Source organism: Paenibacillus sp. GM2FR (genome assembly GCF_002803325.1).
Lineage (GTDB): Bacteria > Bacillota > Bacilli > Paenibacillales > Paenibacillaceae > Paenibacillus_AQ > Paenibacillus_AQ lautus.
Window position 1 is genome coordinate 49,081 of record NZ_MKZM01000015.1, and the last position, 14,925, is coordinate 64,005.

The 14,925-nt window shown below is 48.2% G+C and carries 16 protein-coding genes, 2 rRNA genes and 1 riboswitch; of the genes, 2 read left to right on the plus strand and 16 right to left on the minus strand.

The window, feature by feature from the left end; genetic code table 11:
• Nucleotides 1-19: 19 nt before the first annotated feature.
• From PAEVO_RS33305 to PAEVO_RS33315, 3 genes are all read right to left on the minus strand, one after another.
• The gene (locus PAEVO_RS33305; protein ID WP_100541657.1) at nucleotides 20-1,207 is read right to left on the minus strand and encodes a 3D domain-containing protein; all 1,188 of its coding nucleotides are present in this window, start codon (nucleotides 1,205-1,207) and stop codon (nucleotides 20-22) included.
• 270 nt (nucleotides 1,208-1,477) lie between these two features.
• Nucleotides 1,478-1,692: riboswitch (cyclic di-AMP (ydaO/yuaA leader) on the minus strand.
• 205 nt (nucleotides 1,693-1,897) lie between these two features.
• On the minus strand, nucleotides 1,898-2,665 hold the full coding sequence (locus PAEVO_RS33310; RefSeq protein WP_207797563.1) for a TatD family hydrolase: 768 nt from the start codon (nucleotides 2,663-2,665) through the stop codon (nucleotides 1,898-1,900).
• A gap of 93 nt (nucleotides 2,666-2,758) precedes the next feature.
• On the minus strand, nucleotides 2,759-4,048 hold the full coding sequence (locus tag PAEVO_RS33315; protein ID WP_100541659.1) for an HD domain-containing protein: 1,290 nt from the start codon (nucleotides 4,046-4,048) through the stop codon (nucleotides 2,759-2,761).
• Between the two features lie 323 nt (nucleotides 4,049-4,371).
• Between PAEVO_RS33315 and PAEVO_RS33320 the strand changes: the two genes are divergently transcribed.
• A complete protein-coding gene (locus PAEVO_RS33320; protein WP_006207408.1) occupies nucleotides 4,372-4,626 on the plus strand; it encodes an AbrB/MazE/SpoVT family DNA-binding domain-containing protein in 255 nt (84 codons plus the stop codon).
• Nucleotides 4,627-4,890: 264 nt separating this feature from the next.
• On the opposite strand, the gene rsmI is transcribed toward PAEVO_RS33320, so the two are convergent.
• The 10 genes from rsmI to PAEVO_RS33370 form a co-directional block, all read right to left on the minus strand.
• Entirely contained in the window at nucleotides 4,891-5,784 is an 894-nt protein-coding gene (gene rsmI / locus PAEVO_RS33325; protein WP_100541660.1) for a 16S rRNA (cytidine(1402)-2'-O)-methyltransferase, read from the minus strand.
• A complete protein-coding gene (locus PAEVO_RS33330) occupies nucleotides 5,781-6,548 on the minus strand; it encodes a tRNA1(Val) (adenine(37)-N6)-methyltransferase (RefSeq protein ID WP_100541661.1) in 768 nt (255 codons plus the stop codon). The genes rsmI and PAEVO_RS33330 overlap by 4 nt, the downstream gene beginning before the upstream one ends.
• Before the next feature lie 204 nt (nucleotides 6,549-6,752).
• The gene (gene yabA, locus PAEVO_RS33335) at nucleotides 6,753-7,121 is read right to left on the minus strand and encodes a DNA replication initiation control protein YabA (RefSeq protein WP_009591928.1); all 369 of its coding nucleotides are present in this window, start codon (nucleotides 7,119-7,121) and stop codon (nucleotides 6,753-6,755) included.
• A 32-nt stretch (nucleotides 7,122-7,153) separates the two neighbouring features.
• Nucleotides 7,154-7,954 carry a PSP1 domain-containing protein gene (locus PAEVO_RS33340; RefSeq protein ID WP_071221096.1) on the minus strand — a complete coding sequence of 267 codons (801 nt, stop codon included), beginning with the start codon at nucleotides 7,952-7,954 and terminating at the stop codon, nucleotides 7,154-7,156.
• Nucleotides 7,955-8,010: 56 nt separating this feature from the next.
• Nucleotides 8,011-8,997, minus strand: a complete 987-nt coding sequence (holB, locus tag PAEVO_RS33345) for a DNA polymerase III subunit delta' (RefSeq protein ID WP_100541662.1) — start codon at nucleotides 8,995-8,997, stop codon at nucleotides 8,011-8,013.
• A gap of 83 nt (nucleotides 8,998-9,080) precedes the next feature.
• Nucleotides 9,081-9,524: a YaaR family protein gene (locus PAEVO_RS33350; protein WP_100541663.1), complete on the minus strand. Its 444-nt coding sequence runs from the start codon at nucleotides 9,522-9,524 to the stop codon at nucleotides 9,081-9,083.
• Nucleotides 9,525-9,861: 337 nt separating this feature from the next.
• Nucleotides 9,862-10,191, minus strand: coding sequence for a cyclic-di-AMP receptor (locus PAEVO_RS33355; RefSeq protein ID WP_006207400.1), 330 nt, complete (start codon nucleotides 10,189-10,191; stop codon nucleotides 9,862-9,864).
• Between the two features lie 64 nt (nucleotides 10,192-10,255).
• Nucleotides 10,256-10,900, minus strand: coding sequence for a dTMP kinase (tmk, locus tag PAEVO_RS33360; protein ID WP_100541664.1), 645 nt, complete (start codon nucleotides 10,898-10,900; stop codon nucleotides 10,256-10,258).
• Between the two features lie 89 nt (nucleotides 10,901-10,989).
• Complete coding sequence (locus PAEVO_RS33365; RefSeq protein ID WP_100541665.1) at nucleotides 10,990-12,657, minus strand: aminotransferase class I/II-fold pyridoxal phosphate-dependent enzyme; 1,668 nt, start codon at nucleotides 12,655-12,657, stop codon at nucleotides 10,990-10,992.
• Between the two features lie 139 nt (nucleotides 12,658-12,796).
• Nucleotides 12,797-12,982 (minus strand): sigma factor G inhibitor Gin, encoded by a 186-nt coding sequence (locus PAEVO_RS33370; RefSeq protein ID WP_071221101.1) that lies wholly within the window; start codon nucleotides 12,980-12,982, stop codon nucleotides 12,797-12,799.
• Nucleotides 12,983-13,214: 232 nt separating this feature from the next.
• Between PAEVO_RS33370 and PAEVO_RS33375 the strand changes: the two genes are divergently transcribed.
• The gene (locus PAEVO_RS33375; RefSeq protein ID WP_100541666.1) at nucleotides 13,215-13,736 is read left to right on the plus strand and encodes a hypothetical protein; all 522 of its coding nucleotides are present in this window, start codon (nucleotides 13,215-13,217) and stop codon (nucleotides 13,734-13,736) included.
• Between the two features lie 95 nt (nucleotides 13,737-13,831).
• Here PAEVO_RS33375 and PAEVO_RS33380 read toward each other — a convergent pair whose 3' ends face one another.
• The 3 genes from PAEVO_RS33380 to PAEVO_RS33390 all read right to left on the minus strand — a co-directional run.
• Entirely contained in the window at nucleotides 13,832-14,269 is a 438-nt protein-coding gene (locus PAEVO_RS33380) for a hypothetical protein (protein ID WP_100541667.1), read from the minus strand.
• Between the two features lie 346 nt (nucleotides 14,270-14,615).
• Nucleotides 14,616-14,732, minus strand: a 5S ribosomal RNA gene (gene rrf / locus PAEVO_RS33385).
• 66 nt (nucleotides 14,733-14,798) lie between these two features.
• Nucleotides 14,799-14,925 (minus strand): 23S ribosomal RNA (locus tag PAEVO_RS33390); the annotation flags it as partial.

Sequence of the window (14,925 nt, forward strand, 5' to 3'; positions counted from 1 at the left end):
TAAATTGGAATTCATGCGTCTAGTTCAATTCAGGTTTAACCGGACCGATCACGTAAACGGTGCGGCCGCTCTTCCGGCCGAAATTCATGGCCGATTTCAACGAATCGTAATAAACATCGATTTTGTTGCCTTTGATGGCACCGCCCGTATCTTCAGCACGCCGGAAGCCAATGCCTTCGATATAGACCCACCATCCGATTGGGATGATGTTAGGGTCAACGGCGATGGTGCGCCCTTCAGTAACGCGTGTGCCGGATGCAGTGCGCGTACCGATTCCTTGCTGCTCGGCGGAATACGCCGTCATCGACACGTTGTTCAATACCTTCTTGTATTTAAAATCAACGCCTGCGCGGGAGACTACATTGTTCTCCACAGCCTTGGCGGTCGTTACTTTTTTCGTGCCCGACAATTTAGCCGGTGTAGCTTTTACATCGGTGGCTGCCGCCTGAACGATAACAGGTTTCTCCACTTTTTTCGTGCCTATGGCAATGATTTTATCCTTCGTTCTGCGCTCAATCTCTTGGGAGACCTTCGTCTTGGAAACCAGCTTGCCATTGTGGTAGACCTTCTCGTAATGGTTCACCATGAGACCAGGCTCGCCCCGCTGAATGACGCGGTTATCGCCCTTTTCAAGCGATGGGTCGGCTGTCTTGATCACGCGGAATTCGCGGTCTTCCGTCTCCTTGACTTTTTGTTTCGTGACGCGAACGACATGGATATTCATATTGCTGGTCAGCTTCGTGTCTTGCGACGGTTGTACTATATCTTCACCCTGGATCGTAACGCCAGCCTCTTTGAGTACATGATCAACCGTATCCTGGGATGTAAATATGGTTTTGGTTGTGCTGCCTACCGTAACTTTGACTGGAATTGCCCGTTCAATGATAATTCGGTCTCCGTCCTGGATCGCGCCGTTCAGAGGCATCGAAATCTGATCCTGGGGACTCAACGTGATCGCTTGCTCATCCAGCAATTCCTGCAGCAACGATCCACGTGTTTCCACCGTAGTGACCCGGCCGTCGACGACAAGCTGAACCTCCTTGCCTGCCTGATCATGTACAACCAACGATATGAGAAGTGATACCGTAACGGCACCCATGGCGCCGAGCAACATCAGTTGACGCAAATTGTCATGCTTCCATCTCAATGCGTAAGACATGCTGGATGATTGTGATTCATGGGTTTCTTCAGGTTGAAAAATGCCCACTATTCCATCCTCCTTCATAGTCCCGCCGTCTAGGTAAACGCATGAATGCATTTGACGTGACTATAGCAATTTTTCTCACAGGGCATCCTGCTATCTATCTACACCCTGCGTCAATTCCCGTCTTCCGTCCATCTGCCATCACCTCCTGTTTACCAAGAGTATGATGATCCCTTCTCCATTATTCAAAAATAAAAGAAAGCCATTGAAAGAGTACTAGAGGCTCTAACGTGGCTTCCTGATGAATGAAATCATGGAAATGGTATGCACGAGATTTCCCCTCTTATTTCGCTTACGGAGTTAGCTGTCGGGTTCGGACGTAAGAGAGACGCCCTATATCCGGATACCCGCTCATGGCGAGATCCTTCAAATTCACCCCAAAGACCCGAAAAAGAAATCAAATACAGCTTCGTGCATTCAGACCAGTATGCACTGCAGTATCGGTTCCCCCGTTCTCCAGAATTTCGGAGATTAAGCGAGACGGTTCATGAAATATTCGGCTGCGATCTGCACATCACAGCTTCTTATCACTGAAAAGATGATATCCTGTTTACATGCAGGTTGTAAAGCAACATTCAACCACATTTTCTCATGTAAAAGGTTAAAATATTGTAATATCAACGCCTTTTCTGATTAAAAAACTTTAATTAATCGCGATTGCTCTCTTTTTCATCGCTTTTGCTCTCGTTTTCGTTAAATGCCAAATCGTTCCAGCGCATTTTTGGTGGTAATTTGGGCCAATTCCTCATAGGACAACCCTCGAATTTCGGCTGCGGCCTCCGCCACCAATTTTACATATGCGGTCTCATTTCGTTTTCCGCGGAAGGGATGGGGGGTCAGGTAAGGCGCGTCCGTTTCGATCAATAATCGATCAAGCGGAACCTGTGCCAAAACCTCTTTGGGCTGCTTCGCATTCTTGAACGTAATCGGCCCGCCAAATGAGATATGGAATCCCATATCCAAGCACATTTTGGCCGTTTCCCAGCTTCCGGAGAAGGAATGCATGACACCGCCGACTTCGGAGGCTTTTTCCTCCCGCAAAATGTTAACGATATCTTCATGCGCATCCCGATTATGAATGACAATGGGCATGTTCAACTCCCGGGCAAGTCCGATCTGACGTCGAAGCACACGGTGCTGGACTTCTTTCGGGGATGTATCCCAATAATAATCCAAACCGATCTCACCGATTGCCACCACTTTCTCATGACTGCATAAAGCAGCGATCCAATCGAGATCCTGATCCTCCATGGTAATCGCATCTACAGGATGCCAGCCCACCGCCGCGTAAATAAAATCATAAGTCTCTGCCAGCTTCATCGTGGTCGGGATCGTCTCCCGGTTAAATCCGATATTGATCATCCTGGTGACGCCGGCTTCAAGCGCCCGCTGGATAGCCGCTTCCCGGTCTTCGTCGAATTGGGGAGCGTCCATATGAGTGTGCGTGTCGAACAGCATTATATTCACACTCTCCTTCCTGTCGTTTCTGTGTCGTATATCTTCCATTAGTTGGGTAAATTACAAATGCACCAAGCGTTGTTTATTCCCACTAGGTTAATGTTGTTGTTTGAAAACACCGGCTATCTTCTCCGGCATTTGAGCCAACAGCGGACCCACCTTCTCCTCCGGATAATAAAGATGGTACCGTCCTTTATGAATGCCGCTGATCGAGCGTACAATATCGGATACCTCCGAGATTTCCTTCAGCTCATCATGCCGATCCAGAAGCAGAATCTGTTTTTCGTTAAGCGGCATATCGGAATGAACTTTATCATAAGGAAGATCGGTTGGAAAATCAATCTCCAGGTCATATTCCGGATGTAATCCCACGGTACGGAACGCTTGGCGTATCCCGTCGATCGTTTCCAGATCGATATTGTCGATTTCTACATATTTGTAGAGCTTTCGGTGCATGAAACGGCCGCATAATTCGCTAAGAAGCTTGTCTTCTTCCTCCGTCCATTGCAGAAAGGAGGTTTGAATCAGAGCTTCATCAAGACGCAGGTATTGATTCACGTCAATATGGCCTGCAAACAACGCAGGAAGCGGCTCTACCATGAACCGGAAAGCATACCCGCTGTCATGCAGTTCCTTTGCCCGGCGGAAGATTTGGCGCAGGATGATCTCGGAGCTTCGCGTGACGGGATGAAAATATACCTGCCAGTACATCTGATACCGTGACATCAGGTAATCCTCCACGGCGTGCATGCCTGATTCCTTTACAACGACCCGATCCCGGTATGGCCGCAGCATCCGCAAGATCCGGTCAATATCAATCGTTCCATAATTAACCCCCGTATAATACGCATCCCTTAGCAAATAATCCATCCGGTCTGCGTCCAGCGGACTAGTGACCAGGTTTATCACGATCGGTTTATCGTAGGTTTTGTTAATAACCGAAGCCACTTTCTCGGGGAAATCCGCTCCGAGCTCCCGCAGTACCTGATTGACGCAAGTATCCCCAAGCAGAATTCGACATGTCCAATCCTCGTGATTCATATGAAAGGCTTCTTCTATAGAATGGGAAAAAGGTCCATGCCCCACATCATGCAGCAGGGCCGCGCAGAGCGCAACCTGCCTTTCCTCGACTGGCCAATCGGAGTATCCCCTTCGTTCAAATTGAGAGATGATTCTTCTCGTAATTTCATAGACTCCCAGTGAATGGGAGAATCGGCTGTGTTCAGCCCCGTGAAAGGTCAGAAATGAGGTCCCAAGCTGCCTCACCCGGCGGAGCCGCTGGAATTCCGGGGTATCAATTAATCGCCATATGATATCGTCTTGCACATGAATATAATTGTGGACGGGATCCTTAAACACTTTTTCTTCCGAAATTGGTGAATGCATTCCATCTCAACTCCTTATCGTTTCGATTTGGGTATTAACCGATAAACACTTCTTTTGACATCTAATGTCGAACCATGTCGAATAAGGTAAAATTACGCTTTCCAAATCGACAAATCGAAAATCACAGTAAAAATTGGATCGATTATGGTAATTACGTTGCTATACAAGGGTTCTGTTCACTATACTTTCGTAAATAGGTTCCGATTTTTCAAAAATATAGGTTGACTGTTTTGGGAATCGTTGGTACTATAAATAACATAAAAACTAGAACTATGTCGAATTATGACTTTTTTAAATTATGGCGAGAGGGGCATTTATAAGTTATGATGAAATCAACAGGAATTGTAAGGAAAGTCGATGAGCTTGGACGGGTCGTCATTCCGATCGAGTTACGCCGTACGCTTGGAATTGGTGAGAAAGATGCATTGGAGATTTATGTAGACGGCGAACGCATCATGCTTAAGAAATATGAGCCTGCCTGCATCTTCTGTGGTAACGCTGAGAATGTCACTTACTTCAAAGGTAAAATTGTTTGCCATGAATGTATCTCGGAAATCCCTACACCTGTGACAAATTAAGATTTTTAGTATATAATAGCATTATTACATTTTGTTAATTCTAACCTTTTTCATATCTCCTTGGTGCCTTCCTCGGCTATGAACCCGGCCGCAGGAGGGTCTTTTTTTTGAGATTAAAGTGTATAAGTTTACAGCGAAGCGTAAGCAATTCTTTAATCGCATTTATATGTTTTGGGGTCCCCGCAAAGTAATTGGAATACGCATCGAAGCATAGGCCCCACTTTGTGGGGCTATTTTGTTATCCCCCTGCGCCAAGTTATTTTATTACGACTCCGTCAGGAGCGCGTTATATATATCCCGCTTCGATACACCGCGATCACCCGCGGTTTTTTTCATGGCATCCTTGCGGCTTAGTCCTTCCCGCTCATAATGTTCCACATGCTCCTCCAGCGAAAGCTCCTGCCACCAGGCATTTTTCTCTCTGAGCTCCTCTTCTGCACTGCCGGCTTCAACCACCAAACAATATTCTCCCAATGGCGGATGCTCCGCGAGCCAGTCCAGACATTCGGAGATGCTTCCACGCAAGAATTCCTCATAGCGCTTGGTCAGTTCACGAGCCAAGGTCACCTTCCGATTTCCCAGTACCTCCTGAAGGATCTCCAGGGTCTTTTTCACGCGATGCGGAGATTCATAAAATAATAACGTTCCCTGCGCCGATTGCAATGCTTGCAGCTGCTGGATAATATCTTTACGCTCCCGCGGCAAAAAGCCGATAAACGTAAACCGTTCGGTCGGCAAACCCGACACGATTAAGGCGGAAAGGGCGGCATTGGCCCCCGGGATCGGAATAACCGAAATTCCTGCTTCAATCGCAAGTGAAACCAGATCACTGCCAGGGTCCGAAATCGCCGGCAGACCGGCGTCGCTGACGAGTGCCACATTTTTTCCTTCTATTATATAACGTATGATTTCGGGTCCGCTGGCCGCCTTATTATGCTCGTGATAACTAAACAGCGGTTTAGCCGGAATTTCGAAATGGGTCAGCAGCTTTCGTGACTGCCGTGTATCCTCTGCCGCGATAATATCGCATTCCTGTAGGATGCGCACGGCGCGATAGGTCATATCCTCCAAATTACCGATCGGCGTTGCCACCAAATACAGGGAACCCGGGCTTCCCTCTCCCTGATCGGCATAACTTTGCTGCACAAGATTTCTCATTCTTTCGTCTCATCCTTATGTGTTCCGTAGTAAATTTCCATAAAATCCGGTCCGTAGTTTCCTTGCTCATCATACACGATTAGCGGGGGCTTCAGCCGAACCTCAGGCTTCCCGTCCCGAATCCCCTCGATAAGCACCATGTTCGCTTCCATATTCACGCGCGGATGGACAAAGCGGATGACTTTGGGCTCAATCCGGTATTTGCTCATCAGCGTAATGATTTCCGCCAGCCGCAGGGGCTTGTGGACCATGCTCATCTTCCCGCCTTGGCGAAGCAGTCTTGCACAGGATTCAATTACTTCCTCAAGCGTACAGTGAATTTCATGCCTGGCAATCGCCTGGTGCTCATTCAGCTTCAAATCGCTGCCATTCATCGGCATATAAGGCGGGTTGACCGTAATCAGGTCGTACGCTCCATACCCTTTTTCCTTGTACAGTTCCCGCAGATCTCCTTCATGAATCGTGATCTGATCCTGCAGATCATTCATCTCGACGCTCCGTCTGGCCATGTCTGCAAGTCTGGGCTGAATCTCAATCCCCTCGATCGGCGCTCCTGTACGTGTTGACAGCAGGATCGGAACAACTCCGTTTCCCGTGCACATATCCAAAATACGGCCCCTGCGCGGAATGCTGGCAAACCTGGCGAGCAGGACGGCGTCCATGGAAAAGCTGAATACCTCCTCACTCTGGATGATGCCAAGCTCATGGGTAAGCAGATCATCAATCCGCTCGGATGGTTGCAATAACACTTCTTTCAAGTTCATAGTTTCAACCCTTTATCTCCATAATTCCAAACACGCTCTTCTGGTGTATCGGCTCTCTACATAGTACCTGATAAAATGAAATACATAAAAGGCTGCTCTTCACATTGCATGACAAGCAGCCGTATGGTATTTTTCAATCGCGATCCTTACAGTATAACCTTTCCATTCTAGAAAAAAACCGTAGGCAGTTTCTCCTACGGCTTCTTATTTATTCAAAAATGACAAGCAGAACAGGCAATCCCCTTCCGTCCGCAGATGTCCATAATAGACATTGCAGATGTGGAAGCCTTCATGATACAGTCGAGCCAGGTTGTCATACCCCTCGCCGACCACATCTTCATGTTCCTCATCCTTCACATGAGGCTGAGGTTGTAAAGCCACTGGGTTTTCCAATTCTGCCGGATTGACTTCCCGCTTTAAAATTTTCCGGAGCTGTTCATTTTCAAGACTGAGGCGATGGTTCTCTTCCAGCAGTTCCTTGATGACCAGCTTAAGTCCACCCAGTTCACTGTGTATATGTCCCATCTGTGTTTCCAACTCTTGAATGAGCACAAAAATGTTTTTCTTCTCCAAGTCTACACCCCGAAAATAAACATTCTATTGGACTATTTGATGACAACGTCATCCATTGGAAGTTCTTTCACCTTTCCAATTTCAAACAGCTGAACATGAACCGTCCGCTTATCCGCATTCAGTCCGACTACTTTGCCTTCTCCAAGCGAAGTGACGACCATTTTCCCAGCGGATGGAAGCTCTTCTTTCACGCTTTCATAATTATCATGCTCAAACTTCAGGCAGCACATCAATCTTCCGCATAGCCCGGAAATTTTGGTCGGATTGAGCGATAGGCTTTGATCCTTTGCCATCTTGATCGATACCGGCTCAAAATCACCAAGCCATGAGGAACAGCACAGTACGCGTCCGCAAGGTCCAAGACCGCCGAGCATTTTCGCTTCATCGCGAACTCCAATCTGGCGAAGTTCGATTCTTGTACGGAATATACTGGCCAGATCCTTGACCAGCTCACGGAAATCCACACGGCCTTCCGCCGTGAAGTAGAAAATGATTTTGTTGCGGTCAAAGGTAAATTCCACATCAACCAGCTTCATTTTCAGTTCGTGATCCCGAATTTTATTTAAACAGGTGGTGAATGCATCCTTTGCCGCTTGTTTATTCTCTTCAACCACACGGGCATCAGAATCACCAGCGATCCGAATGACCTTCTTAAGCGGAAGGACAACGTCTGATTCACCGACCTCCTTCTTTCCTATCACAACTTGACCATACTCAATGCCTCTCGCGGTTTCCACAATGACGGATTGTTCCTTCTCCACGGGCAGGTCGAGCGGATCAAAGTAATATATTTTGCCCGCTTTCTTAAAGCGGACACCTACTACACTGTACAAAAATAAACCCCCTTGTGCCTGTACATAATGGCCATTCTGCGGGCCTGGGGGTGTGCTCACGCCGGAGTGTTACCGCCCAAACCCATCAATAACTGCTCTAAACTGAGCTGTCCATTGACATTATAGCGTAACTTCTTCTGACACTCTGCGGCCAAATCCATGTATGACACCCACTGTGCTGTGCTGCGGGTTGATGCATGACCAGAGATATACTCTGCCTGATCTATGAAAACGAGAGACTCTTTCCTTCCATACTGGACATGGATCATGTCCTTAAACCATAAATGAAACATACTGAACAATAGGTCCAGATGATCTGAGAGCTCGGTTTTGAACACTTTTTGACTCGCTGTGATGATCGCAGAGCCACTGCGGTTCAAAGACTCCTTCCCTAATTGTAACACTACGTTTCTAATTTCTGCAAACCAATTCTCACTCAATATTTTCCTGCACTCATCAAGTCCTGACGAAAGATGAACTGCGCAGCGTACAAGTGCGGCAGGATAACCCTCCCCTACAAGAACCTTCTCCATCATTTGCGGATCTAAAGCCCGAAATGGAACCTGCTGGGATCTCGATTGAATGGTGGGCAGAAGGGCTTGTCCGTTCTCGGCAATCAGAATAGCTACAGCCGGTGCTTGCGGTTCCTCCAGAAATTTTAGCAGGCTGTTGGCTGCCTGGGTGGTCATCTTCTCCGCCCGGTCAATGATATATACCTTAGGATTGCGGTTCTCCGATCGATAGGAGAATATACGCTGAAGATCACGAATCTGATCGATCTTAATGCTGGCTCCATCAGGCTCAACCAACGTAAGGTCGGGATGGTTGCCATGATCTACCTTGCGGCATTCCAAACACTGACCGCAGGCATCGTCCTCAAGTTCCGTACAAAACAAAGCCTTGGCAAACGTAAGCGCCGTCTGCATCTGTCCGGCACCACTCGGGCCGCTAAACAGATAGGCATGACTGACCGCATTACGGCGCAAGGCATTTTGCAGCAGTTGCTTCGCAGTCTCTTGACCTACGATATCATTAAAAGACATAAGTCCTCACTTTCTATCAATCCCTCATGACCCTCCATTACGGAGCAATCATGAATCACGATACGATCCCTTGCTTCTTGCGGCTAGAATACAAGATTGATCAGCATGCCGCGAATTTCACCAACTCGGTTCAGCAGATCGATTCTCCCCTGCTCCGTATCCAGCAGTTCATCCGCCATCGCGAGCAGCGCAGAATCGACTTCATCGATTACATTATAACGCTTGCCACGTCCCCGGCGGTCCCAGCCGCGCGTTTCCTTCATTTTCACACCGCGGCGTACCGTCTCCTCCAGGAATCGGCGAACCATCAATTTATACGCTTTTAGCTCGCGAACGGTCATCGCCTTTGCCAAACGATCCCCTTGCATTGCAATTTCACGCATTTGACGACTCAGCTCTTCATGGGTTGCACGATCTCCCTGCTGCTGCATCATATCCGAGAACGATCGCTTCTGAATCGGTCTGGCGTTGCCATCCGGCACCGTGAGTTCACTTTTCATGGGCCGAAAGCCCGGATTGATCTTCACCTGAATCCACCGCCTATTGCGTTATTCTTTGCATCTAATAAAACGGAGGCATCCGGTACGTTCATATCGAACAAACCTGTGCCTCACGTGAACGTACCTTGAAATGGACTACTTGTCAAGCGATTCACTGACAATTATCAATAAATGGGACGATTATCCGGAATCCATCCAATTCATCCATCTATTAAGATCATCTCCCGAGTGCGGCGATCTACGGTAACTATTTTTATTATGATACAGAAGTGGTTCAGAAGACTTTGGTTATAGGAGAACACAGCCGTCAAATATCCCAATAAAAACATCCGTTACGTATCTATCGCAGATCCAGAAAATGAATTTAGAAATGCTCGAATCGTTCTACAGGGAGAACAAACACCGTTGCGCCACCAACCTGAACTTCGACAGGAAGCGGCAAGTAGGAATCGGTTGTACCACTCATAGGGGTTACCGGAGTGACCAGCTGTTCACGAACCTTACAGCTTGTGCGAATGACGCTGAGCACACTTTCAACCTGTGAATCGTCTACCCCGATCATAAAGGTGGTGTTCCCCGCCTTCAGGAAGCCGCCTGTACTTGCAAGCTTTGTTGCCCGAAAATTAGCTTTGACCAATGCGGCGGAGAGACGGTTGCTATCTTTATCCTGGACAATCGCAACAATCAATTTCATGGTAAACCCTCCTTGTTTATTTGGACATCGTATGTCCTTAACACTACTTATTTGACAAACAACCTCAAAAATCCTTTAATATCGCGTCTTCCAAGTGACGAATCATTTCTCTTTCCACCTGAGCCGGCGTCTTGGAAGCATCCACGATGCGAATTCGATCCGGATTACGCTCTGCTACCAATAGATAGCCTTCCCTAACTTTCTCATGAAATGCCATGGTCTCCATATCCAGCCGATTCATTTCCCGGTCTGCATTCGCCGTGATCCGTGACATGCCAATCTTCGGCTCCACATCAAACAACAGCGTTAGATCCGGCATGCGGGTATCGATCGCAAATTGATTGATGTTCCATACCTCCTCCATGCCCAGTCCGCGTGCATATCCCTGGTAAACCAGACTGCTGTCCACGAATCGGTCACACAGAACAGTCAAGCCCTGACTCAAAGCCGGCTCCACCTTCTCCACAAGATGCTGGCGGCGGGCTGCCGCATACAACAATGCTTCTGTCCGTGCATCCATCGCGGTATGCTCCGGATCGAGAATAATGGAGCGGATCTTCTCCGCAATCTCAATACCGCCGGGTTCGCGTGTGATCAGATACGGGATCGAATGATTCTGCATAAAGGCGGCGAGTCTGCCCATCATGGTCGTTTTACCGGATCCGTCTCCTCCTTCGATGGTAATAAATAGTGGTCTGCGATTATTCATAGCGTATCCTGCTTTCATCATTTGTTGATCATGGAGCTCAAAGTTATACGCTCCGGTAGATATACCAACGTATAGTGGAGTCCCTTCCTTCACGTTTCCTTATAAACGACAATGGTTTGCAGCGTCGGATCGGATATCCCCTGACATTTTGCCCCCGCATTCCTTAATCCCATAAGCCTCTGTTCCATTCCCGCTGAGATGTCTTCACCGGAGTATAAGATCGGTATACCTGGTGGATAGGGAATAACCATCTCTGCTGCCTTTCTACCAGCACTCTTCTCTAAGGGCACCGATTCCAACCTCTCCCTCTCAATCGGCCTAAGTGAGAAAGGAATTGGGGCCGAATAAGGTATCTCCGAGGACAAATTGTTCCACGTGGAAACATCGAAAATCCGTTTTGCTTCAGTTAACAAGTTAGCACCGACATCCGAATCATTGGAATCCATATTCCCGTGGGCCATTAGCGGCTCATAACTCGTGAAATCCCCCTGATCCCGCAATGTCCGGATCAGGAATTCCGTGCTCTCTGCCGTAGTGCCTGGTTCGGTTCCGATCCCTTCTGTCTTCTCCCCCTGCTCTACAATATGCACAAGAGCCCATAAGACGTGATTCGCATCTTCCCGAGTCGATCCCAGCGTAAACAATAAGACGACGTGCAACTCGTCGCTCATCTCCGGCACACAGCCGCGCGCCTCTAGTGCGCGCTGGAGTGCATACCCGCTCAGGGACCCGGTGCGGTCATAAATGACCGCCTTGAACGGGTCCTGGTGGGTATACGCCGCAGCGGCTGTGCCCGCGGCGCGTTCCCCGGGCTGCAGCGGCTGCAGCAGCCCGAAGCGCCGCAGCTTCGCGAGGCCGCGCCGGAAGGCCTCCACGGCGGCCAGGCCAGCCGTGAAGGCGCCAGCGCCCTGCGTGTGCAGCAGGCGCCGCGCCAGATCCAGCGAAGCCATGAGCGGGTACGAGGGGCTGGAGCTCTGCACCATGGCCAGCCGCTGGCGCAGCAGGCTCCGGTCGAGCAGCCCGCCCTGTACATGCAGCATGGCTCCCATCGTCATCGCGGCTAACATCTTGTGCGTGGATTGGACCACGCCGTCCGCGCCGCATGACAAAGCATTCATCGGCAGCTGGGGATGCTGTCCGTAATGAGCTCCATGCGCTTCATCCACGAGCAGTGGAATGCCTCGCTCATGGCAAGCATCCGTGAGCGGTCTTAAGTCGCTCCCCATCCCGTAGTAGTTCGGCATCGTAATGATCGCGCCCCGGGCCTCAGGGTAGGCCTCAAGAGCCGCTGCCAGTGTAGCTGCGGATGGAGCAACGGCTAAACCGCTCTGCTTGTCCATCTCCGGCTGAAGAAATACCGCCTGTGCACCGACCAGCATCAATCCGTTCAAGACGGACTTATGTACGTTCCGCTGAACGAGCAGGATATCCCCCGGTTCGCGGCATACTGTCAGGATCAGCGCCAGATTGCCGGCCGTACTCCCGCCCACCAGGAAGAAGCTTTCCTCTGCGCCAAAACAATCTGCCGCCAGCTCCTGTGCTTCCTGAATAACGCCTTCAGGATGAAATAAATCATCGGTCCCTGTAATTTCCGTCACATCAATGCGCATGGCCTCTCGCAGCATCTCCGTAGCATTACCTTCTCCCGCATATGCCCTGCCATTTTTATGACCAGGTACGTGAAACGATGAAGCCCCACGTTCCCGATACCCCATTAAAGCCTCTGCAAGTGGGGCACGCTCTCTATGTGTAGTCATCGACATATCCCTTCGGATTACATTCTCTAACCTATTTTAACGCAATTTGAAACCTACGCCTACGTCTCCATGAACGGAAAATCCCCTCTAAACAAAAAAAGGCCTCTCATTCAGGCCCATTTGACGCTTGTACCGGCATCTATGCATTTTTTGGCATGGCAATCTGTTTTAATTGACGGATGAAAAAATGATATTTGGCATCTTCCGCGCTGGTATGAACGATTTCGGACTCACATTCCTCGCATACGAATTGCGATACAATGGTAATCCCCTCTGTCTTCGTTTGATTGCATATGATACACACGTGTTCGGTCAATTCTTCCATAACCATCCCACCTTGATCCTTTTCCTATTAGTATGACACAGTTTCTATTATTTTAAACCTTTTCATAGGATATCGGTCTACGCTTTATTTATATGTACCCCTTGGTGGCCTTGTGTCTGTACCTTTTTTTTCAGCTTAATAAAAATATGATTTTGTCCGATAAAAACATAAAAGACTTAAACTTCTCGTCTATCGAAATTCACTTCTACTTAAAGGGGGACGGCATAGCCCAATGGCAGATCCACATGGTCAAGCCACCTTTTATCACTATCGATTAATTAAGAAAATCCAAATTTCCAAAAGCTTGCTCATCCTCTACTTAAGTCTGCCTTGGCTTGCTGCGGCTGCAGGGACATTTTGGGTATCACCGTATTTCCTGCTTTATCTGCTAATCGCCTTTCCGCTTATGTTATGGATCCAGTATGTCGTTGGGCATACCGTGCTCATCCTATTGGGAACAAGCTACCGGAAACGTTGGCGCTTCCGTCTGAGGTTGCCTTGGCTTGGTTATATACCGGATCAACACGTCAGCCGTCGCGTATTTAATTTGGTGCAGTTCTATACCTGTTGGGTAGGGATTGTCTTAAGCGCTATCATGGCCTTCTGGTCACCGCTGCCTTTTGCGATCACACTTCTGTTCTGGCATCTGTGGTTCCTTCTCCCACGCGGCTATACCATGCTGCGTTTGAGCGGCCAGCGTAAAGATGGCATGTTGAAAATGAATGAACAGGACATCTCCTACTACCTGCAATAATATTAGAATTCTGCGTCCATCACTACATAGCATTATAAATCCTTTTTCGTTTCATAATTAAATAAAGACCTCATTCCGAAGTCGGAAAGAGGTCTTTATTCATTTGCTTTATTGCTTTCCAATCCTTGTATGACTTGTTTTTTAAGCTGAGTCGGAACCGTGATTATAAGGAAATCGTCATGCACCGATAGGTGGACGATACTTTTGCCTTTTTCAAATACTAACGAAGCACCGTTATCTTCAACTTCCTTCTGCTTCCATCCCCATGACTCAATCTCTTCCAGGTAAGCTTCAGGAATGCTGTCGTCTTCCTTCAAGCCAGGAAGCGCATACCGTACATAATCCAAGTCACTATTACCTGTGGTTTGCTCCGTTTTATTCGCTTCCTTCGGAACCGGGAATGACTTCACATTCGCCGCGCCGTCAAAGGTTTTCCAGCTTGGTTCTGTGGATGCCCCACATCCGGATCCGATCAACAATATCGTAACCGCACAGATCATCCCTGCCACATGCAAACCACTTTTACACAACATGTAATTGTCCTCCTTCCCCCACAATAACCGGTCTCCAGATGAGTATTCATAGTTGGTTGGTTAATGGAGAACCTTCCAATCAGGCCTTATTTCCTACAGCCTGCGCAAATCGGTAATCACTTACCCGTTTATGCCTAATTCTATTATACTGATTTTTGGCATGGTATCGGTAACAAAATCTTCATCTGTTTACGTCAATTTTATGATTATGTTATATAACAGAGATGCTGCTGACAACACGCTGCAGCAAATATCATTAGTCGGACAATCTCTAACTCTACATTTCATCTAAACTTCAATAAAAACAAATAAAAACCACCATCGATTACATCGACAGTGGTTTTTCGCTTGGCGACGTCCTACTCTCCCGGGACCCTTCGGTCCAAGTACCATCGGCGCTGGAAGGCTTAACGGTCGTGTTCGGTATGGGTACGCGTGGAACCCTTCCGCCATCGCCACCAAACGGCTCAGATGCTTGATCACCTGAAAACTAGATACGAAACGAATTTGCAGCACATTGAAATATTTTTTGGATAAGCCCTCGACCGATTAGTATTGGTCAGCTCCATGCATTGCTGCACTTCCACCTCCAACCTATCTACCTCGTCGTCTTCAAGGGGTCTTACTAGTTGGGAAATCTCATCTTGAGGGGGGCT

What these genes read in the sequence shown, in the direction of transcription:
- PAEVO_RS33315 (WP_100541659.1), bottom strand. Translation starts at nt 4,048, where the DNA reads ATGCATTCACCAATTTCGGAAGAAAAAGTGTTTAAGGATCCCGTCCAC.
- PAEVO_RS33320 (WP_006207408.1), top strand. Translation starts at nt 4,372, where the DNA reads ATGATGAAATCAACAGGAATTGTAAGGAAAGTCGATGAGCTTGGACGG.
- rsmI (WP_100541660.1), bottom strand. Translation starts at nt 5,784, where the DNA reads ATGAGAAATCTTGTGCAGCAAAGTTATGCCGATCAGGGAGAGGGAAGC.
- PAEVO_RS33330 (WP_100541661.1), bottom strand. Translation starts at nt 6,548, where the DNA reads ATGAACTTGAAAGAAGTGTTATTGCAACCATCCGAGCGGATTGATGAT.
- holB (WP_100541662.1), bottom strand. Translation starts at nt 8,997, where the DNA reads ATGTCTTTTAATGATATCGTAGGTCAAGAGACTGCGAAGCAACTGCTG.
- PAEVO_RS33355 (WP_006207400.1), bottom strand. Translation starts at nt 10,191, where the DNA reads ATGAAATTGATTGTTGCGATTGTCCAGGATAAAGATAGCAACCGTCTC.
- tmk (WP_100541664.1), bottom strand. Translation starts at nt 10,900, where the DNA reads ATGAATAATCGCAGACCACTATTTATTACCATCGAAGGAGGAGACGGA.
- PAEVO_RS33365 (WP_100541665.1), bottom strand. Translation starts at nt 12,657, where the DNA reads ATGACTACACATAGAGAGCGTGCCCCACTTGCAGAGGCTTTAATGGGG.
- PAEVO_RS33370 (WP_071221101.1), bottom strand. Translation starts at nt 12,982, where the DNA reads ATGGAAGAATTGACCGAACACGTGTGTATCATATGCAATCAAACGAAG.
- PAEVO_RS33375 (WP_100541666.1), top strand. Translation starts at nt 13,215, where the DNA reads ATGGCAGATCCACATGGTCAAGCCACCTTTTATCACTATCGATTAATT.
- PAEVO_RS33380 (WP_100541667.1), bottom strand. Translation starts at nt 14,269, where the DNA reads ATGTTGTGTAAAAGTGGTTTGCATGTGGCAGGGATGATCTGTGCGGTT.